This window comes from Flavobacterium sp. MMS24-S5, assembly GCF_050320125.1.
GTDB lineage: Bacteria > Bacteroidota > Bacteroidia > Flavobacteriales > Flavobacteriaceae > Flavobacterium > Flavobacterium tyrosinilyticum.
Genome location: NZ_CP190016.1, coordinates 4,043,125 through 4,065,530 on the forward strand (window position 1 = coordinate 4,043,125; position 22,406 = coordinate 4,065,530).

A 22,406-nucleotide genomic window follows, 5' to 3' on the forward strand; every position below is an offset into this window, starting at 1 on the left:
ACATTAAACAAGCTGGCGCAACTGGAATTGTAACCGCATTGCATCAAATTCCTGTTGGAGAAATCTGGTCTGTTAAAGATATTCACGAAAGACAGCAGATGATTAGAAATGCTGGTTTGGAATGGACTGTGGTTGAGAGCCTTCCTGTTCATGAAGAAATCAAACGAGCTTCTGGAAATTATCTGCAATACATTGAAAATTATAAAATCAGCTTGCAAAATCTGGCCGAATGCGGAATCAAAATCATTACCTACAATTTCATGCCGATTTTGGATTGGGTAAGAACCAATCATAATTTTATAAACGAAGACGGGAGCAGAGCTTTACTGTACAATCAGGATGCATTTACTTATTTTGATGTTTTTCTTTTAAAAAGGCCAAACTCAGAAAATGATTATTCAGAGATTGAAAAGGAAAAAGCATTGTTATTTGGAAATCTACTGTCTGAAGGTGAAAAAGCATTGCTGTTTAAAAATGTCTTATTAGGATTACCAGGAAGTAAAATCCATTTTACGGCAGAGCAGATTTTGTCTCTTTTAGAGAATTATGCTGAAGTTGATAATCAAAAATTAAGAGAAAATCTGATTTATTTTTTATCAGAAGTAACGCCGATTGCGGAAAAAAACGAACAAAAATTAGCGATTCATCCCGACGATCCGCCATTTTCGGTTTTAGGACTTCCAAGAATTGTTTCAACAGAAGCCGACTTGAAAGCGATTTTCAGTGCCGTTCCGTCAGTAGCAAACGGATTGTGCTATTGCACAGGATCATTAAGTGCCGATCCAAAAAATAATCTAGAGAAAATTATAGACGATCATGGAGATAGAATTCATTTTTTGCATCTGAGAAATACCATCCGCGAAAGCGAAACCATTTTTAGAGAATCGGAACATTTAAATGGCGATGTTAAAATGGAAGCCATCGTTGAGAAAGTATTGTTGTTAATGAATAAAGTCAAAGTAAGTCTGCCAATGCGTCCGGATCACGGTTTTCTTCACAGAATTGATGAAGCGACAGAAACTTATCCTGGTTATTCTTTAACAGGAAGATTAAAAGGTTTGGCTGAGTTGAGAGGTCTGGAAATGGGAATTGCTTATAAATTGGGTTTATAGTCAAAGTTTCTAAGTTTTTACGTTGATAGTTTCTCGCAAAGACGCAAAGTTTTTTAAGCTCTAAAAGAAGTAAAAAATCTTAGCGACTCAGCGACTTTGCGAGATTAAATAAAAAAGTTTGTGACTTTATGTTTTTTAAAATTAAAACTTCATATCTAGTTCTACTACTTTTCCTAATCGGATTAAGTACAAATTCGTATGCCATAAATCCAGAGAAATATGTGGTCAATCAGGCTTCTGCTGGAAACTTTCCTTTAATAAGTAAAGGAAAAACAGCTTCGATTTTAGTTGATGATAAAGATTATGTGGGAGTTTTAAAAGTAGCAGCACATTTAGAAAATGATATTTTTCAAGTTTCTGATTTACATCCGAAAAGAATTAAAAAGATTGCTGAAGCAGAAGATTTTGTTGTCATTATTGGGACATTAGGAAAAAGTAAAATCATTAATCAATTAGCTAAACAAGGAAAAATTACTACCATAGAACTTCAGGGAAAATGGGAAAAATTTACAACCCAAATTGTTGAAAATCCGTTTAAAGGAATTAAAAAAGCGTTGGTAATTGCAGGTTCAGATAAACGGGGAACGATTTACGGAATCTACGATTTATCGAATCAAATTGGCATTTCGCCTTGGTATTATTGGGCAGATGTTCCTGTGAAAAAACAATCGGAATTGCATGTTTTACCCGGAACTCATTCTCAGGGAGAGCCAAAAGTAAAATACAGAGGAATTTTTATAAACGATGAAGCTCCTGCTTTGTCAGGTTGGGCATTTGAGAAATTTGGCGGATTCAATTCGAAATTCTACGATAAGGTTTTTGAATTAATTCTGCGAATGAAAGGCAACTATTTATGGCCGGCGATGTGGGGAAGAATGTTTTATGTTGAAGATCCTCAGAATGCTGTTTTGGCCGATGAATATGGAATTGTAATGGGAACTTCGCATCATGAGCCGTTAACAAGAGCGCATGCTGAATGGGGAAAATCTAACGGGAAATGGGATTTTAATACCAATTCAGAAGCCCTAATTAAATTTTGGAAAGACGGAATCAGGCGAATGGGAAATAAAGAAACTATTGTTACGGTGGGAATGCGTGGCGACGGTGACGAACCCATGACGGAAGGAACTGCGATTGAATTATTAGAAAATATTGTAAAAACTCAAAGAAATATTATTGCAGAAGTAACCAAAAAACCTGCCGAAGCAACACCTCAAATGTGGGCGCTTTACAAAGAAGTTCAGGATTATTATGACAAAGGAATGACCGTTCCGGACGACGTAACCCTTTTATTGTGCGATGATAATTGGGGAAATATTCGAAAACTTCCTGAACTCGACGCAAAACCAAGAAAGGGCGGTTATGGCATTTATTATCATTATGATTATGTGGGCGGGCCACGAAATTACAAATGGATTAACACCAATCAAATCGAGCGAACTTGGGAACAGATGGATTTGGCGTACCAATATGGCGTCGATAAAATCTGGATTGTAAATGTTGGAGACATTAAACCAATGGAGTTTCCGATTGAGTTTTTCTTAGATATGGCGTGGAATCCTGAAAAGTTTAATGCAGGAAATTTACAAGATTATTATGTGAATTGGGCAAAAGAGAATTTTGACAATCAATTTGCAGAAGAAATTGCGACCATTTTGAAATTATACACCAAATATAATTCAAGAAGAAAACCCGAATTATTAGATGCCAAAACGTTTAGTGTTATCAATTATAATGAAGCAGACCGAATTGTGGCGGAGTATCAGAAATTGGTTGAAAAAGCCAATTCGATAAACGAAAAATTAAAACCAGAATATAAGGATGCTTTTTATCAGCTCGTTTTATTTCCTGTTTTGGCAAGTGCAAATTTAAATGAAATGTATGTTGCAACAGCTAAAAATCATTTGTATGCAGATCAAGGCAAAGCCATTGCAAATGAATGTGCTGAAAAAGTAAAGGAGTTATTTGAAAAAGATGCCAAGCTTACTAATTATTATCACACTCAATTGGCAAATGGCAAATGGAATCATATGATGTCACAAACACATATAGGTTATGATAATTGGCAGCAGCCAGATAAAAATGTGATTCCGAAAACAAGAACAATTGAAATTCCCCATAATGCTAAAGCGAGAATTTCTACTAAGGATAATTCATCGAAAGTTGAGACAGCAATAAATAAAAATCTAGATAATGTTTTAGGTTTTGTTGAAAATGACGGTTACATTTCAATAGAAAGTAAAAATTATTCTAAAGCAATCAATTCTGATTCAGTAAAATGGACTATAATTCCAAATCTTGGTAAAACAAATTCTGGAATAACAATAAAGCCTTCAAATATTCATCCAATTGGAATTTCAGAACAATCACCAAGATTGGAATATAATGTTCATTTTTTCAGTAAAGGAAAAATAAAAGTAAAAGCGTATTTTTCACCGACAATCAATTTTAAAATAGGCGACGGATTAAAATACGGAATTGGCTTTGATAATGAAAAACCTCAAATCATGAACCTCAACGCAGATTCTTCAGAGAAAGCTTGGGCAGAATCGGTGGCCAATAATATTAAGATAATAACCTCAACGCATGAAATCGAAAAATCAGGAAATCATGTTTTGAAATTTTATGCCATTGATCCAGCTTTGGTGCTTCAGAAAATTGTAATAGAAACGGAAGCAGGAAAAGTTTTGGAGTCGTATTTGGAGCCGCCAGAAAGTTTTAGGAAAGAATGATACGCAAAGTTTGTCATTCCGAGGAATGAGGAATCACACTAGATATTCTGTGAAGAATGTAGCCAATCTTTGTCGATTCCCAAGTTTGATTCCTCGTTCCTCTGAATGACATAACTAAACGAATAAAAAACAATTAACTATTTAAACCAAAAGATATGAAATTTATTAAACCTTGTTTAGTTGCCGTCACGACTTTGCTGGCTGTTAGCTGTACATCGCAAAAAGAAACTGCTTCGTTAAAAGATGCTTACAAAGATGATTTCTATATTGGAACAGCTTTAAGCGCTGACCAAATTGAACAAAAAGACAAAAAAGTAGATTCTTTGATTAAAAAAGAATTTAATGCGAGTACAGCAGAAAATATCATGAAATCCATGTACACGCATCCACAGAAAGACAAATATGATTTTACTTTGTCAGATAAATTTGTGGCGTATGGACAAAAGAATAAAATGTTTATTCATGGACATACCTTGATTTGGCATAGCCAATTGGCACCTTGGATGGAAAAAATTGCCGACAGTACCGAAATGAAGGCCTTTATGAAAGATCATATCACGACAATAGTTTCCAAATATAAGGGAAGAATCAATTCATGGGATGTGGTAAATGAAGCATTAAACGAAGATGGAACTTTACGAAAATCCGTTTTTTTGAATATGCTTGGCGAAAAATACTTAGTTGATGCTTTCAAACTCGCAGAAAAAGCAGACCCAAAAGCGGAGTTATATTATAACGATTATAATATCGAAGAACCCGCAAAAAGAGCTGGAGCAATTGCATTAATCAAAAAAATAAAAGCTGAAGGCGGAAAAGTGGATGGAGTAGGTATTCAAGGACACTGGAGATTGCAAAGTCCATCCATTGAAGAAATTGAGAAAAGTATTTTGGAATATTCGGCTTTAGGAATCAAAGTGGCTTTTACAGAATTGGATATTACCGTTTTACCAAATCCGTGGGATTTGAAAGGCGCCGATGTAAATCAGAAATTCGAAGGAAATCCTAAAATGAATCCATATCCAGAAAAATTACCCGATTCAGTTCAAACACAAGTAGCAGAGCGTTACGCATCGATTTTTAAACTATTTTTAAAACATAAAGATAAAATCAGCAGAGTTACATTTTGGGGTGTTCATGACGGGCAATCGTGGCTAAACGATTGGCCGATTAAAGGAAGAACCAATTATCCGTTACCGTTTGATAAAAATTTGCAACATAAATCAGCTTACGATAGTATTTTAAAGCTGAAAGAAACTAAAGAATAAATACTAAAAAGCGTAAGTTTTGAGAAAATAACCAACAATCGGTTGTGGTTTGAAAAATATCTTAAATAAAGTAAACTAAATTTGCATAATATGTTTTTTTAACTAATTTTACACAACCGATTGTTTAAATTGTAATTCGTTTTCCTGCAAGGTTTCCAAAACCTTGTTAGGCTGATTTAAGAGTTGTAAAAAAACAATTGAAACCCACAAGGTTTGACAAACTTTGCAGGAATAAAACTAACTAATCAAAAATGACCACAAACCCACGAATGACTAACATTTCACAAAAACTATCCATCAAAGAAAAAATTGGATACAGCTTAGGAGATCTTGCTGCTAACCTCGTTTTTCAAACTTTGATGACCTATTTGGCGTATTTCTATACCGACATTTACGGATTATCACCAACAGATTCTTCGATCATTATGCTGATTGTTGGATTAATTGCTGCTTTTATTTTTAATCCGATTATTGGGGTTTTGGCAGACAGAACCAGTACCAAATGGGGAAAATTTAGACCTTGGATTTTAATAACGGCAATTCCACTTGGAGTAGTGGCGCTATTAGCCTTTTCAACTCCCGATTTCTCTTATAAAGGAAAAGTAATTTATGCCGTTGTAACTTATACTTTATTATTGCTTTTTTATGCTGGAAACAATCTGCCTTATTCTGCTTTGAGCGGTGTTATTACGGGCGATATGAAAGAAAGAAATAGTATGTCGTCGTACCGTTTTGTGGCGGTGATGTTTGCTCAGTTTTTTGTTCAGGTTTTCATGCTTGGCATTATCAAAAGTGCTGGAAACGGTGATAAAGCAATTGGAATTGAAAAAGTCATGACTGCATTAGCGATTATTGGAACGATTATGCTTTTAATTACGTTTTTAACGACCAAGGAAAGAATTATTCCGAAACCCGAACAAAAGTCAAGCGTAAAAGAAGATTTAAGCGATTTAATCAAAAACAGGCCTTGGGTTATTATGCTTTCGCTGACGACTTTGGTTTTTGTGACTTTGGCAATGAAAGGCGGTTCGTATGTGTATTATTTTGAGAATTATGTTGATAAAGAACAATTAGCCATTTTTATTCAGCCTATTTTAGATGCTTTATCAAATATCGGATTGAATCATTTTGGGAATGATCCCGTTTCAGCAGGTTTTGGTTTATTCAATGCAGGCGGAATTATCTTTATGATTGTTGGTATTACCTTGTCCAAAAATCTCGCAGACAAATATGGAAAACGAAATGTTTTCGGCGTATTTTTATTCATTTCGACTTTGTTCATTATAGCATTCTATTTTTATCCTCCAACATCAATTAGTCTGATGTTTTTCTCCCAGATTTTACACGGATTTTTCTATGGAATAACGATCCCAATTCTTTGGGCAATGATTGCCGATGTGGCCGATTATTCAGAATGGTTAAATAACCGCCGTGCAACTGCGATTATATTCTCTGCAATGATGGTTGGACTAAAAACAGGACTGAGCGTGGGAGGTGCTTTAACCACTTTATTTTTAGGTTATTTTCACTACGTTCCCAATGCGCCAGAACAATCTCAAACAGCCATAAATGGAATCAAATTACTAGTGAGTATTTTCCCTGCAATCCCTTTTTTAATTGGAGCTGGATTGTTGTTTTTCTATAAAATCAATAAAGAAATGGAAGTGCAGATTGAAACAGAATTAAAAGAAAGAAGAGCTTAATTATTTAAAACAAAATAGAAGTATGCCTGAAGATAGCATTGAACACATTAATTTTGAAGAAATTAATGACCTGGCGATTTCAAAGCCTTTAGTATCCCATATGTACACAGCCAATCCTTCGGCACATGTATTCAACGGAAAAATTTACATTTACCCATCTCATGATATTGATGCTGGAATTCCGTTTAACGATAACGGCGATCATTTCGGGATGGAAGATTATCATGTTTTTTCTATGGAAGACATTTCATCAGAAGTAGTCGATAATGGTGTTGCATTGCATGTAGATGATGTGGCTTGGCCGAAAAGCAAATGTGGGCGCCAGATGCAGCGCATAAAAACGGAAAGTATTATTTGTATTTCCCTGCTAAACGTGCCAACGGAATTTTCCAGATTGGGGTTGCCATATCAGATTCGCCAGTTGGGCCTTTTGTTCCCGAAAAAGATGCCATAAAAGGAAGTTACAGTATTGATCCAGCCGTTTTTGAAGATGAAGATGGTAGACATTATATCTATTTTGGAGGAATTTGGGGCGGACAGCTTCAAAAATATCGAAACAATCAATACGATCAAGATAATGAAGAACCTCTGGCAAAAGAAAAAGCTTTAGGGCCAATTGTAGCTTTGTTGAGAGATGATATGCTCGAATTTGCTGAAGAACCAAAAGAAATTAAAATTTTGGATGAAAATGGAAATGAGATTCTGGCAGGCGATCATGACCGTCGTTTTTTTGAAGCTTCTTGGGTTCATAAATACAACGGAAAATATTATTTCTCGTATTCTACAGGCGATACTCATTTTATCTGTTATGCCATTGGCGATAATCCTTATGGGCCGTTTACGTATCAGGGAAGAATTTTGAATCCTGTTGTGGGTTGGACATCACATCATTCGATTTGCGAGGTAGAAGACGAGTGGTATTTGTTTTATCACGATTCGAGTTTGTCAAAAGGGGTGACGCATTTGCGTAGCATGAAAGTAACCAAAATCGATTATTTAGAAGACGGTTCGATTATTACGATTGATCCTTATGGGATAAGAAGATTAATTGATTAAGATTTTTTGTATAAAAAAATTTCATAAAAATTACAATCGGTTGTGTGAGTCGATTATGTTTCTTTTTATTGCTTAGATTACAGAGGAAATGAAGATGCATATTAAAAGTTGCAAAGAAAAGTCATGGAGGGACGAAATATTTATAGAATTTTTAGAACATCCGATTGTAAAAGCTCCAGCGGGGCGATATATTATTTGTGGTAAATGTATCGCTCCTCTGGAGCTTCTAATCTGTTAGATTTGGAATTTTCTATAAAAATTAAGCTCTTCCAGAGCTATGCAAAGAAGGATGATAAAGATTACGGAAAAAGTTCTTCTGAAACGGTTTTGCGTGAGGGATAGCAGTGGAAAGCCCACAGCCGTGAGGGACGAACAGGCGAGGACTTGCAACGGATAGCCTCCCGATAGTTATCGGGACAAGCACACGCCCAAATTATTAGAATAAAAAAGAGCTTAAAAAAAATAACATATTTCATGTGAAAAATAATTTTTTATAAAAGTTTTTTAGCTACTTTAGCATAACAGAACGGAACAGAACGGTATGCTAAAAGAAGAAGAAAAATTTGAGTTTATAATGAATCACGAAAGTGATATTCCGAAGTATCAGCAATTGGTGGACGGAATTACGAATGCAATTGCGGAGAACATTTTGCAAAAGGGAGATTTGCTTCCGTCTGTGAATGTAATCTGCAAGACCTATCAGCTTTCGAGGGATACGGTTTTTAAGGCGTATTCTATTCTGAAAGACCAAAAAGTAATTGATTCTGTGCCGAACAAAGGCTATTATGTAGCAGGAGAAACGAGGAAAGTGCTTTTGGTTTTAGATACGTTTAAGGCTTATAAAGAGGTTTTATATCATTCGGTTGTAAATAATCTCCCAGATAATGTGATTATTGATGTGCAGTTTCATCATTATAATATTGATGTTTTTAAAACGATCATTAACAACGGAATAGGCAAGTATTACAAATATGTAGTGATGAATTTTGATCACGCGGCTATTGCTCCGGCATTATCAGCGATTTCAAAAGATAAGCTGCTTTTGATTGACTGGAACATCAGAGCTGATAAAACGAGTAATTATGTTTTTCAGGATTTTGGAAAGGCGTTTTATGAATCATTGAGAGAGGCAGGTGATTTGTTTAAAAAGTATAAAAAGATACAGTTTGTGTATCCAGATTTTACCAATCACCCGTGGGAAACAGTGGAGTTTTTTAAAAAATTCTGTGCGGATTTTGGTTTTGAATATGAAGTGCTTACAGATCCAAAGAAATTCAGCATCGAAAAAGGGATTGCTTATATCAGTGTAAGCGATAGGATTTTAGGGCACTTTTTAGAGCAATGCAAAGAGAAGGATTTTGAACCAGGGAAAGATGTTGGGTTTTTATCGTACAACGAAACCCCTATGAAAAAATTTATATACAAAGGAATTTCGGTTGTTTCAACTGATTTTAAAGAAATGGGAACCAAAGCAGCGGCATTTATTACGCATGACGAAGATACTCAGTGTTATGTGCCGACAAAATTAATAATAAGAGAATCATTGTAAGTATGTATTATATCGGATATGATATTGGAAGTTCTTCTGTCAAGGCAGCCTTGGTAGAAGCAGAAACGGGCAAAAAAGTAATCGTTTTGAATGAACCGCAAAACGAAATGGAAATCCTTTCGATTCACCCAGACTGGGCAGAACAGGATCCTGAAATTTGGTGGCAGCACATTTGTACAGCAACTAAAAGAGCGATTAAAGAGGCTAATATCGACGCATCGAAAATTCAGGGAATTGGTATTTCTTACCAAATGCATGGATTAGTAATTGTGGATGAAGCTGGAAAGGCGCTTCGAAATTCTATTATCTGGTGCGACAGCCGTGCGGTTGAGATTGGCAATAAGGCTTTCGCCGAAATTGGAGAAGAAAAATGCATGTCGCATTTATTGAATTCGCCAGGAAATTTTACGGCTTCAAAACTGAAATGGGTTAAAGAAAATGAACCTGAAGTTTACAATAAAATCTCTAAGTACATGCTTCCGGGAGATTACATCGCTTTGAAACTGACAGGTGAAGTAACAACAACTAAAAACGGTTTGTCTGAAGGAATGCTTTGGGATTATAAAGAAAATAAAGTAGCCGATTGGCTTTTGGATTACTACGGAATCGAACAATCATTAACGCCAAAAATCGTTGAAAACTTTACGAATCAAGGTGTTGTTACTGAAAAAGCTTCTGCTGAATCAGGTCTTCCAGCTGGAATTCCGATTGTGTATAGAGCAGGAGATCAGCCAAATAATGCTTTGTCATTAAATGTGCTTCGTCCGGGAGAAGTTGCTGCAACAGGTGGTACATCAGGCGTTTTCTATGCTGTGACAGAAACAAATTCAGGAAAAAGTACTCGTGTAAACAACTTCGTTCATGTAAATTATACGGAATCAAATCCGAGAGTTGGAAAATTGCTGAATATAAACGGAGCAGGAATCCAATACCGATGGATGCGAAACAATATCGGAAATGAATCCTATGAAGAAATGAATGAAAAAGCATCTCAGATAAATGTAGGTTCGCAAGGATTGGTTGTTATTCCGTTTGGAAATGGTGCTGAAAGAATGTTCAATAATAAAAATATTGGATCTCATATTTTAAATCTGAATTTTAATATTCATACCAATGCACATTTATTCAGAGCATCTTTGGAAGCAATTGCGTTTTCTTTTGTGTATGGAATGGAATGCTTGAAAGATGATAATGCAACTATTAATGTAATTAGAGCTGGAAATGATAATTTATTCCGTTCCGAAATTTTCTCTAATACAGTTGCAACATTAATTGGACATGAAATAGAAATTTACAATACAACCGGAGCAGTAGGAGCGGCGAGAGCAGTAGGCTTGACAGATGGTGACTTTGAAAAATTTGGTTCGGGAATTACAACAAACGACCACGTAATGACCTTTTTGCCTCTAAAAAATAAAGAGGAATACGAAACGGCTTATAAAAAATGGAAACAAGAATTAGAATTAATATTAACAAATAAATAAAAAAATCAAATGATAGTTTTAGGAGATAAAGAATACTACAAAGGTATTGGCCAAATTAAATTTGAAGGAAAAGAATCTGATAATCCGTTGGCATTTAAATATTACAATCCAGACCAAGTTGTAGCTGGAAAAACAATGCGCGAGCACTTTAAATTTGCTATCGCATATTGGCATACATTCTGTGGACAAGGTAGCGATCCATTCGGACCTGGAACACAGCAATTTGCTTGGGATGCTTCATCAGATCCGTATCAGGCTGCAAAAGATAAAGCTGATGCTGCTTTCGAATTTATCAGCAAAATGGGATTCGATTATTTCTGTTTCCACGATTACGATTTAATTGCTGAAGGAGCAACTTTCGCAGAATCAGAAAAACGTTTGGCTTTTATTACAGATTATTTAAAACAGAAAAAAGCGGATTCTGGAATTAAATTGCTTTGGGGAACTTCAAACTGTTTCTCAAATCCAAGATTTATGAACGGAGCCGCTACAAATCCAGATTTTAATGTAGTTGCAAGAGCAGGTGGACAAGTAAAATTAGCTTTGGATGCAACAATCGCTTTAGGCGGAGAAAACTATGTATTCTGGGGAGGAAGAGAAGGTTATATGTCTCTTTTAAATACAGACATGGGAAGAGAATTAGACCATATGGCACAATTCTTAGCAATGTCTAGAGATTATGCAAGAGCACAAGGTTTTAAAGGAACTTTCTTTATTGAGCCAAAACCAATGGAGCCGTCTAAACACCAATATGATTTTGACTCTGCAACGGCAATTGGATTCTTGAAAAATTATGGTTTAGACAAAGATTTCAAAATCAATATTGAGGTAAATCACGCTACATTGGCGCAGCACACTTTTCAACATGAATTAGAAGTTGCTGCAAAAGCAGGAATGTTAGGAAGCATTGATGCGAACAGAGGAGATTACCAAAACGGATGGGATACAGACCAATTCCCAAATAACATTCAAGAGACAACAGAAGCGATGTTAGTTTTCTTAAAAGCTGGTGGATTACAAGGTGGTGGAGTTAACTTTGATGCTAAAATTAGAAGAAACTCTACAGACTTAGAAGATGTTTTCTTAGCTCACATTGGCGGTGCTGATACTTTTGCAAGAGCGTTATTGACTGCTGACAAAATTATTACTTCTTCTCCTTACGAAAAATTAAGAACAGAAAGATACAGTTCTTTCGATTCTGGAAAAGGAAAAGATTTTGCTGACGGAAAATTAAACCTTAAAGATCTTTATACTATCGCTCACGAAAATGGAGAATTAAATCTTCAAAGCGGTAAACAAGAATTGTTTGAAAATATCATTAACCAATACATTTAATTGGTAAACTTCTACAGCAAACCTAACAGGTTTTTAAAACCTGTTAGGTTTCTATAAAATATTTAGTGAGAGAAAAAATATCTGAAAAGAATTTAACTTTGAATATGATAGTCGTAAAAAGTTAAAAGTGTTTTTAGATAGAAACTTCGAAAATGTGCATTAAGATTATGGCTTTTTTTACATTAAGATTTAAGAAAAATAGATTGAAGGTTTAGTTACTATTTTTTGAAAATCGAAACGAATAAAAGGTCAGTTTGATAAAATAATAGTGAGTATTTTTTATTGAAGGTTTTTTGAAGAGCAAAATCAATCGAAATGCACATTTTTCACTTACTAGAATATGCTGAGAACTTTGTCAAAGTTTTAAAACTTTGACAAAGTTTTTTTTACTAGAAATCAGACTACAATTAACCACAAACCAAAAAACTTATGAAATTTTTTATTGACACCGCCAATCTTCAAGACATTGAAGAGGCGCAGGCTTTAGGTGTTTTAGACGGTGTAACCACCAATCCGTCTTTAATGGCAAAAGAAGGCATTACAGGAAAAGAAAATATCCTGAAACATTATCTTAATATTTGTAATATCGTTGATGGCGATGTTTCGGCTGAGGTAATCTCGACCGAATTTCAAGGAATGATAAAAGAAGGAGAAGAATTAGCTGATTTACATCCTCAGATTGTAGTGAAACTGCCCATGATTGGTGATGGTATAAAAGCGTGTAAATACTTTTCTTCAAAAGGAATTCGCACCAATGTTACTTTAGTATTTTCGGCGGGTCAGGCTTTACTTGCCGCTAAAGCAGGAGCAACTTATGTTTCGCCATTTTTAGGAAGATTAGATGATGTTTCTACTGATGGAATGCATTTAATTGCTGAAATTAGAGAAATCTACGATAATTACAATTATCAAACTCAAATCTTGTCAGCTTCTGTGCGACATACCATGCATATTATCAATTGTGCCAAAATTGGATCAGATGTAATGACTGAACCGCTTTCTGCGATAAAAGGTCTTCTGAAACATCCTTTAACCGATATCGGATTAAAGCAATTTGTAGAAGACGCGAAAAAGATGAATTTATAACCTTTTTCATTTCCTTTTTTATAGTTTTAAAACTCTCTTCCAGTTATTTGGAAGGGAGTTTTTTTATGAAATAAAAGCAACCGATTGTCAACCCTTTTGGTTTTGTAAGAATTATAATATTTTAACAATATAGTTTTGGTTTTCAGTTTATAACATTTATTAAGTGAGCTTTTATAAGGGATGGCGAAAGATTTAATTTATGATGAATTTTTAGACAGTTACTACAACGTTTTAGTTTTTTTTGAAAAAATCTCATTTTTTAACATTTTATATTTTTTTTAAGATTTTGAATCAAATGATTTATTATCTCTAACGTTTTCGTGATATTAAATGCTGTTTTTAATGATTGTTTAATATTTTTTAATTATTAATACAGATAATTCTTTTTTTTAGCTTTATTTTTTTGAAATTAGGAATAAAAATTAACACAACCGATTGCGTATTGTTGTTTTTTGCATATATTTGTTTTGACTATAAGCTAGTTATTTGTTTGAAATGTTAAAATGAAATCGAGTAAAAAAGTCATCTAAAAAGAAAACTAACTAAACCATACTATTAACTCATTAAACCAATTATTTATGACTAACTTTTTAATTACTAAAAGCAGATCTAAATACTTTAAGAATTGGGGGTTCTTAATCCTGATGCTGGTATTTTCTGCTGCAGTAAATGCACAAATTACTGTTACAGGTACAGTATCTGATGGTGTATGACCAATACCAGGTGTCAACATTATTGTAAAAGGAGCCAAAACAAGTACCGTATCTAATTTTGACGGGACTTACACCCTTCAAGCTATTCCCAATAATAGTATTTTGGTCTTTAGCTTTATTGGATACAAACCGTATGAAGTTGCAGTGAATAATAAAACTAAAATTGATGCTGTACTAGAAGAGAATTTAAACGACTTAAAAGAAGTTGTTGTTATTGGATACGGAACTGCAAAAAGAGCAGATTTAACAGGAGCAATTTCTTCGATATCTAGTTCTGCGGTAACACAATCTGTTTCTACAACTATCGATCAGGTACTGCAAGGCCGAGCGGCTGGGGTGCAGATACAGCAAAATAGCGGTACGCCTGGAGGAAGTTCTTCGGTACGTATTCGTGGTATAAGCTCTATTACAGGTTCTAATGAACCTATTTATGTAATTGATGGTGTTATTATAGATGGTAATTCAGGTTCTTTAAATACAAATCCGCTTTCAGGAATTAACCCTAATGATATTGCTTCTATAGATATTTTGAAAGATGCTTCTGCAACTGCTATTTATGGTTCTAGAGCGGCAAACGGGGTAATTATGGTGACTACTAAAACAGGTAGAAAAGGAGATTTGACTTTAAATTTTGACAGTTATGTAGGGTGGCAGCAAATGCCTAAAGAATTGCAGGTGCTTAATTTAAGAGAATATGGAACGCTGAAAAACACGAGATCAGATTTAGGAATCGTTCAAAGAGATCCTTATTTTATTCGTCCTGATCTATTAGGAGAAGGAACAAACTGGCAAGATGAATTGTTTCAAACAGGTTTAATTCAGAGCTACAATTTATCTGCGTCAGGCGGATCTGATACTACTACTTATGCATTAGGAATGTCTTATTTTGATCAGGAAGGAACGATCATCGGTTCTTCTTTTGATCGTATGACCATTCGTGCAGTTGTAGACTCGCAAGTAAAGAAATGGATGAAAGTTGGAGTGAATTTAAATGCTTACAAAACCAATCAGGTCACTACAGTAAATGATGATTCGGTTATTTTAACGGCACTAAAACAGACTCCAAACGTAGCAGCTAGAAATGCTGACGGTACTTTTGACGGGCCAGATACTACTGAATTCGTTCAAACTAATCCGTTAGGAATTGCAATGCTGAAAGATAATCATGGTAAAGACTACGGAATTAGAGGAAATGTGTATGCCGAAATTGGTTTCACAAAAGATTTAAAATTGAGAACCCAATATTCTATAGATTATGGTTTTGGAAACCGATATACTTTTAATCCATCTTATACTTTTGGAGCATTATCAAATGAAGTTAGAGAAGGGTCAAGAACAAAATCTACGAGCGAAAACTGGATGTGGACTAATACTTTGACTTATAATAAAGCATTCGGAAAACATAATGTTAATGCACTGGTAGCTCAAGAATTTCAAGAGCAAAATTGGGAAAATCTTTATGGGTACCGTTCAGGTTATTTAACCAATGGAGCTACAGATTTAAACGCTGGAGACCCAACAACGGCTAGAAACTCAAATGCAAGTTCTACAAAATCGCTTAGTTCTTATTTTGCAAGAGCAACGTATACATTTGATGATCGATACATTTTAACAGGAACAATCAGAAGAGACGGATCTTCGCAATTTGCTGAAGGCAATAAATGGGATTGGTTTCCATCTGCTTCATTAGCGTGGAAAGTTTCAAACGAATCATTTTTAAAAGAAAATCAGACTATTAGCAATTTAAAATTACGTGCAGGATGGGGAGTTACAGGTAATTCAAGCGTACCAAATAATGCTTATACTTCTGTTTATGGCACTTCGGCAACCAATTGGGGAAGCGGGCAAATTGCAACTAATACAGCAAATCCAGACCTTAAATGGGAAAAATCAAACCAGACTAATATTGGTTTAGATATCGGACTTCTAGACAATAGAATTGAAATTACAACAGATGTTTATTATAAAAAGACAGATGATTTATTACTAAGATTATCACTTCCAGCTTATGTAGGAACAACGGGTCAAGGAGCTACAACGCCACCTTTTGCTAATATCGGATCTCTTGAAAACAAAGGTTTCGAGTTTACGATAAACACCATAAACATGCAGAGAAAAGATTTTCTTTGGAAATCAAATTTCAATATCTCGATGAACAGATTTAAAGTATTGAAATTGAATTCAGAATCTGGAGTTTACGATCAGACTTTGCAACAAGGTTCAGACGTAACAGTGGTTACACGTACTGCAGTTGGACAGCCATTAGGACAATTTTATGGTTATAAAGTAATCGGACGTTTTGAAAAAGCAACAGATTTCTATTATAAAGATGCTACAGGAACAGTAAAACCAACAGCATTGCCGGAAGGAATGGTAATTGGTGAAAATGGCGTTTGGATTGGAGATTATATGTTTGAAGACGTAAATAAAGATGGAGTAATCAACGAAAAAGATGCAGGTTATATTGGAGATCCTAATCCAGATTTCACTTTCGGTTTCAATAACAGTTTTTCATTCAAAGGATTTGATGTGAGTATTTTATTTACAGGTTCTTACGGAAATGATGTTTTAAATTACCAAAGAAGATGGCTTGAAAACCCACGCGAGAATACCAATTTATTGAAATCAGCTTTAGGATACGCGCAATTAGAACTAATCGATCCGAACCGGACCAAACGATTATCGTAATGTGCAAATTGTGGGCGGAGATCCTTACATGCCTAGAATTGCAGCGTCATCAGCAGCTTCAGCTTCTAATTATCGTTTAAGCAACAGATTTGTTGAAGACGGGTCTTATGTAAGACTTAAGAATATTTCGATTGGGTATAATCTTCCTAAAGATTTATATTCTAAATATGGAATTTCAAACATCAAAGTATATTCAAACATGCAGAATGTTTTAACCTTTACCAAATATAAAGGATATGATCCTGAAGTAGGTGCAATGTACCAAAACCAACTTTTAAATGGTATCGATAACGGACGTTATCCTTCACCTATGGTAACTACGCTTGGATTAACTGTTAATTTCTAAAAAACGCACAATGAAAACAAAGAAAATATTTTACACGGCTTTAATGATTGCATTGCCATTTGTTTGGACGAGTTGCAGCGATATTTTGGACGTTGAACCGAATGATGTAATTACAAAAGAGAACTTTTATAAAACGGAATCTGATTTTCAGGCCGCAACAGGGCCATTATACAATAAAGTATGGTTTGATTTTAATGATAAATTCTACTACGGATTAGGAGACGGACGTGCCGCAAACATGTATGCGCCTTTCTCAGATTATGTTTATCCGTTTACAGATTTAACAGAAACGGGACTAACAGGGCCTTTGGTTTCGGCTTGGGCATCTTTGTATAATGTAATACAGCAGTCTAATAATGTCATCATTGGAATTTCTGGAAGCGCAATGAGCGAGACTGTTAAAAACAAATATATTGCTGAAGCTCGTTTTATGAGAGGAACAGCTTATTGGTATTTGGCTTCATTATGGGGAGATGTAATTATTTCTACAGATCCGAGAGAATTGGTAAAAAATCCAATCGTAAACAAAAATCCAATGAAAGATGTTTACGAATTCTCGATGCGTGATTTAGAATTTGCTGCAAAATACCTTCCAGAAACTGCTGGTCAGGCTGGGCGTTTAACAAAATACAGCGCTTACGGAATGCTGTCTCGTGTTTATTTATCATTTTCAGGAGTTAGTGATAACCCAAACAGCGGAACACGCAATCAAGAATACCTTGATTTGGCCAAAAAAGCGGCAGAAAAAGTAATGAGTTCAGGACCTTACAGCTTAATGACCAATTATGAAGATCTTTTCATGATTGACAATAACAACAATACCGAATCGATGTTTGCACTGCAATGGGTTCCAAACGGAGATTATGGAGTAAACAATACACAACAGGCTTATTTTGCATTAGGTTCTGATATTACAGGAGACGATGCCGCTTGGGGATATTGGACAAGAGCTTCTTATAATGTTTTACAAGAATATGAATCAAAAGATCTTCGTCGTAGAGCGACTTTTATGGGAGATGGTGATCATTATGCAGAAATCAATAAAGCAAATGGCGGTTATACAGTAGATCACAGTGCTGATTTCTTAACCATTAAAAAAGGAGTTGTAGGTTCTACCAAAGACAATTCTAAAATTACGCGTATGAATTCTGCTTTAAATACTTACATGTTACGTCTGGCAGAAGTGTATTTAAATTACGCAGAAGCAGCTTTAGGAAACAATGCTACAACTGCAGATGCAACAGCTATTTCGGTTGTAAACAGACTTCGCACACGTGCAGGTTTAGATCCTAAAACAACACTGACTTATGCAGATCTTGCGCACGAAAGAAGAGTAGAATTATGTATGGAAGGGCAATATTGGTACGATCTAGTTCGCAGGGCTTACTACAAACAGCAGGAAGTAATCAACTATGTGACTGCGCAAAATAGAGGAACAATAACTCCAATTTTGTACGACACTGCTACCAATACCGTTACGGTTGATGCTACAAAAGCGACAAGTCCGAGAGCAATTGGGGTAATCGATGCAACAATTTTCACACTTCCTTATCCAGAATCTGAATTGGTTCAGAATCCGTTATTGAGAGAAAATCCTGTTCCGTATCAGTTTACAGAAGAGAAAATAAAAGACTTATTCTAGTTTCAGAAATAAAAAACTAAAAGACATAAATATGAAATATATTTTAAATAAAAAGTATTGGGCACCTATTGCACTATTAAGCATGATGGTTTTCGGTATGCTATTTACTTCTTGCGACAACAACGATTCTGAAGGACGCGCAATGACCATTACAAAAGTGTTTTTAGAAGATGTAAATTCGACCGTACCAGATAGAGAAGTTAGTTTTGCCCGTTTAGGACAGCTATTGCGTATCGAAGGTTCTGGATTTGAAGGACTGAAAAAAGTTTATATTAACGGATATTCGACCTACTTCAATGTGGTTTTTGTTTCCAACAATTCAATGTTGGTAAGCATTTCTGCAGATACACCCCTTACAGATGCAGATCCATCGGTAAGAAATACAATTCGTTTTGTAAATGATTCAAACGAAGTGACATTTCCTTTTCAAATCCGTTCAGGAAAACCAGCTATTTTAAGCATGTCGAATACAATGCCAAATCCCGGAGAGACAATTATTGTTTCAGGAACAGGTTTGACAGAAGTGAGCAAAGTAGTTTTCCCTGGAAATGTTGAAGTAACAACAGGAATCACTTCAGATGAAGAAGGAGAATCATTTACCGTTGTGGTACCAAGCGGAATCTCAGATTTAGGAGGTTCAATTTATGCCGAAACATCAAACGGAGGCGTTTACTCTCCAGCGTATTTTAATTTCAAAAAAGGTTTACTGCTTAATTTTGACGGACAAGGTTCACACGGATATTGGGGAAGTTCAACAAGCATGATCCAGCCAGCAGATTTAGAGTCGGCAGCTTTAGGAACCATAAATACATCTCAAGGAAAATACGTACCTCATCGTCCAGCTCGCATTGCTTCTTTTGATGCAGCAAAAAACCGTTGTACTGAAGTTTGGACAGCAGGAAATGGAGTAGACAATTGGAGAGCGCAATTAACGCCATACATTCCAGCAAGTACGCCATTGGATAAAGTAGGATTTCAATTTGATATCTATGTGCCAGATGTTTGGAGAGATTCAGGTTTCTTAAAAATTTGTATGATCAATAATTTTAATGGTGGAGAATGGACAGGAGCTTGTTACAACTATGTTCCTTGGATTAAAGATGGTAAGTCAATTGGAGTAAATACAACGGGATGGATTACCGTTACCATTCCATTAAATAAATTCTACGCTTGGTCTAAAGAAGCATTTACTTTCGAAACAGTTCTAGCTTTTCGCGAAGCGGCAACGTATCAAAACTTTGGAATTTACTTCGAAAATTCTGATGTAAAACTATCTAATGTAACAGGAAGCGCAAGCGAAGTAGAATTTCCTTCAAAAGCAACTTCTGTAAAAGTCTACACAGACAATTGGAGAATTGTACCATTAGATACGCCAGTATACAATGATTTTAACTAACCCAACAGCCACAAAATGAAATCTAAATATATCATACCAATAATTGCTTCATCACTAATGATTTTGTCATCATGCGATGATAATTTGATGGAGTGGGGAAAAGACCCAGAGCACGGAGAAGTTACAGGAGCCGAACTTCCGTTAGCTTTAGTAGAAAAAATAAGCCGTTACGAACCCTTAAAAAACTATTCTGATTTTCCTTTAGGAAACGGAATCGGAATAAGTTTGTACATGAGCGATGCTAATTATAGAAAAATCGTAAACGAAAATTTTGATGAAGTAACGCCAGGTTACGAAATGAAGCATGGGGCAATGGTAAACTCCAAAGGAGAAATTGATTTTGCTAATGTAGATGCTTTTATTACTGCAACAAAAAGCGCAGGATTAAAAGTTTTCGGACACACTTTAATTTGGCATTCCAACCAGAACGCAAGTTACCTAAACAGTATTATTGCCCCTACAGTAATTCCAGGTTCAAGCGGAACAAATGTCTTGGATCTAACGCCTATTAAAAACGGAACTTTTACAGGATGGGCTAGAAATAACCCAGGAAAAGGCATTACAACAGTTGCTAATGCTGGATTAACAAGTACATCTGCGGCAATTCAGCTAGCTTCTAGCGCAAGTTCTTCGGCGGCTTATAGTCTTCAGGTTACCTCTCCGAATGTACCAATTGTTGGCGGGCATAATTACGAAATCTCATTTTATATCAAATCTGATGTAACAGGAAAAGGACGTATTTCATTCAATGCTTCATTAGCAAATCAATATCCATACAAAGATTGGTTTAGCACAGGCGGAACATGGACAGAAGCTTTTGCAACCACTTCTTCTTGGCAACAAGTTAAAATTAAATTAGCGCCAGGCGATTTTAAAGCAGGAAGCACAACTTTTCAGTTTAATTTAGATTTAGGATATCTTCCAAATGTAACGTATCTGATTGATGCTAATACGCTAGCAGTTGTCGATTTGGATGCTGCGACAGGGCCAGTTAATTTAGTTTCTAACGGAACATTTAATTCTGGAATAACAGGATGGAGCAAAGCCAATGGAGCAGCTGATGCATTAAGCACAGCAGGAGCTTCAAATGCTTACGAAGGAAGTGGAGCTATGAAAGTAGTCAATGCAACATCTGATGCTGGAAACCAATGGAAAACTCAGATTCAAACCACTTTTACTTCTCCATTAGTAGCAGGAAAAAACTATACCATTTCGTATATGATTCGTTCTGAGGCTGCAGGTTCTGTAAGATGTTCGACAACTCCATCGGGTGTAGCAAGTTACCAAGGCGATCAGGCAACGACTACAACTTGGAAACAAATCGAGTGGAAAATCGCAGCAAAAGGCGGTGAAACAGGTTTTGGTTTCGATTTAGGAGGAGCGGCAGGAACCTATTATATCGATAATGTTTTGGTGACCGATGGTACAGCAACTGGTGGAGGCGCAACAGCTCCAGTTACAATTGAGAAAACAGATGCAGAGAAAACTAAAATTATTAGCGATGCTATGACAGATTGGATTTCTAAAATGATGACACATTATAAAACAAGCGTTTTCTCTTGGGATGTGGTAAACGAACCAATGAAAGAAGATGGAACTTTAAGAAACGGGACAGAAGGCGATACGGCTTCAGATTATTTCTCATGGATTAAATATCTTGGAAAAGATTATGCTGTAACGGCTTTCAAACTAGCACGTCAGTACGGAAATGAAACAGATAAACTTTTCATCAACGATTATAACTTAGAATCGAGACTGGATAAATGTGACGGATTAATCGAGTACGTAAAATATATTGAAGAGAAAGGTGCTAAAGTAGACGGAATCGGAACACAGATGCACATTGGTTTAACTACAGAGAAAGATAAAATTGTCCAGATGTTTCAAAAACTGGCAGCTACAGGAAAATTGATTAAAATTTCTGAATTAGACATCAGATTAGGAACCGCAACACCAACAGTTGCACAGCAAGCTTCTCAGGCAGAAATGTATCAATTTGTTATTGATTCATACAAAAAATATATTCCTGCAGCTCAGCAATACGGAATTACAATTTGGGGAGTATCAGATAATTCTAAAGAACATGAATACTGGCTTCCAAATGAATCTCCGAATCTTTGGGATGCAAATTACGTTCGTAAACACGCTTACAAAGGCGCAGCAGATGGTCTTGCAGGAAAAGATGTGAGTTTAGGTTTCTCAGGAGAATTACAAAAACCGTAGTTTTTTTAAGTTGAGTATACGCGTAGTTTTGTCATTTCGAGGAACGAGACCCGAGCGGTAGCGAACAGGCGAGGCA

Annotated in this window: 14 protein-coding genes and 1 pseudogene; all 15 read left to right on the forward strand. The window is 35.6% G+C overall.

The genetic code is table 11. From position 1 onward, the window contains the following. Nucleotides 1–26: 26 nt before the first annotated feature. Complete coding sequence (gene uxuA / locus ACPWTF_RS18625; protein WP_427875771.1) at nucleotides 27–1,112, forward strand: mannonate dehydratase; 1,086 nt, start codon at nucleotides 27–29, stop codon at nucleotides 1,110–1,112. Nucleotides 1,113–1,240: 128 nt separating this feature from the next. Continuing rightward, on the forward strand, nucleotides 1,241–3,844 hold the full coding sequence (locus ACPWTF_RS18630) for a glycosyl hydrolase 115 family protein (RefSeq protein WP_427872461.1): 2,604 nt from the start codon (nucleotides 1,241–1,243) through the stop codon (nucleotides 3,842–3,844). Nucleotides 3,845–3,999: 155 nt separating this feature from the next. Next, the gene (locus tag ACPWTF_RS18635; RefSeq protein WP_427872462.1) at nucleotides 4,000–5,109 is read left to right on the forward strand and encodes an endo-1,4-beta-xylanase; all 1,110 of its coding nucleotides are present in this window, start codon (nucleotides 4,000–4,002) and stop codon (nucleotides 5,107–5,109) included. A 269-nt stretch (nucleotides 5,110–5,378) separates the two neighbouring features. Beyond that, nucleotides 5,379–6,812 carry an MFS transporter gene (locus ACPWTF_RS18640; RefSeq protein WP_427872463.1) on the forward strand — a complete coding sequence of 478 codons (1,434 nt, stop codon included), beginning with the start codon at nucleotides 5,379–5,381 and terminating at the stop codon, nucleotides 6,810–6,812. Nucleotides 6,813–6,834: 22 nt separating this feature from the next. Further along, nucleotides 6,835–7,868, forward strand: a pseudogene (locus tag ACPWTF_RS18645) (glycoside hydrolase family 43 protein). A 541-nt stretch (nucleotides 7,869–8,409) separates the two neighbouring features. Then, nucleotides 8,410–9,417 (forward strand): GntR family transcriptional regulator, encoded by a 1,008-nt coding sequence (locus ACPWTF_RS18650; protein WP_427872464.1) that lies wholly within the window; start codon nucleotides 8,410–8,412, stop codon nucleotides 9,415–9,417. A gap of 2 nt (nucleotides 9,418–9,419) precedes the next feature. Further along, on the forward strand, nucleotides 9,420–10,901 hold the full coding sequence (locus ACPWTF_RS18655) for a xylulokinase (protein ID WP_427872465.1): 1,482 nt from the start codon (nucleotides 9,420–9,422) through the stop codon (nucleotides 10,899–10,901). Between the two features lie 9 nt (nucleotides 10,902–10,910). After that, nucleotides 10,911–12,236 carry a xylose isomerase gene (xylA, locus tag ACPWTF_RS18660; protein WP_129024207.1) on the forward strand — a complete coding sequence of 442 codons (1,326 nt, stop codon included), beginning with the start codon at nucleotides 10,911–10,913 and terminating at the stop codon, nucleotides 12,234–12,236. Between the two features lie 429 nt (nucleotides 12,237–12,665). After that, on the forward strand, nucleotides 12,666–13,322 hold the full coding sequence (gene fsa / locus ACPWTF_RS18665; protein ID WP_427872466.1) for a fructose-6-phosphate aldolase: 657 nt from the start codon (nucleotides 12,666–12,668) through the stop codon (nucleotides 13,320–13,322). A 578-nt stretch (nucleotides 13,323–13,900) separates the two neighbouring features. Further along, nucleotides 13,901–14,035, forward strand: coding sequence for a hypothetical protein (locus tag ACPWTF_RS18670; protein ID WP_427872467.1), 135 nt, complete (start codon nucleotides 13,901–13,903; stop codon nucleotides 14,033–14,035). Nucleotides 14,036–14,056: 21 nt separating this feature from the next. After that, complete coding sequence (locus tag ACPWTF_RS18675; RefSeq protein ID WP_427875772.1) at nucleotides 14,057–16,723, forward strand: SusC/RagA family TonB-linked outer membrane protein; 2,667 nt, start codon at nucleotides 14,057–14,059, stop codon at nucleotides 16,721–16,723. 1 nt (nucleotide 16,724) lies between these two features. Next, the gene (locus tag ACPWTF_RS18680) at nucleotides 16,725–17,069 is read left to right on the forward strand and encodes a hypothetical protein (RefSeq protein WP_427872468.1); all 345 of its coding nucleotides are present in this window, start codon (nucleotides 16,725–16,727) and stop codon (nucleotides 17,067–17,069) included. Between the two features lie 10 nt (nucleotides 17,070–17,079). After that, on the forward strand, nucleotides 17,080–18,711 hold the full coding sequence (locus ACPWTF_RS18685; RefSeq protein ID WP_427872469.1) for a RagB/SusD family nutrient uptake outer membrane protein: 1,632 nt from the start codon (nucleotides 17,080–17,082) through the stop codon (nucleotides 18,709–18,711). Nucleotides 18,712–18,742: 31 nt separating this feature from the next. Continuing rightward, nucleotides 18,743–20,107, forward strand: coding sequence for a glycan-binding surface protein (locus ACPWTF_RS18690; protein WP_427872470.1), 1,365 nt, complete (start codon nucleotides 18,743–18,745; stop codon nucleotides 20,105–20,107). Between the two features lie 15 nt (nucleotides 20,108–20,122). Next, nucleotides 20,123–22,330 (forward strand): endo-1,4-beta-xylanase, encoded by a 2,208-nt coding sequence (locus ACPWTF_RS18695; RefSeq protein WP_427872471.1) that lies wholly within the window; start codon nucleotides 20,123–20,125, stop codon nucleotides 22,328–22,330. The last annotated feature ends 76 nt before the right edge of the window (nucleotides 22,331–22,406 follow it).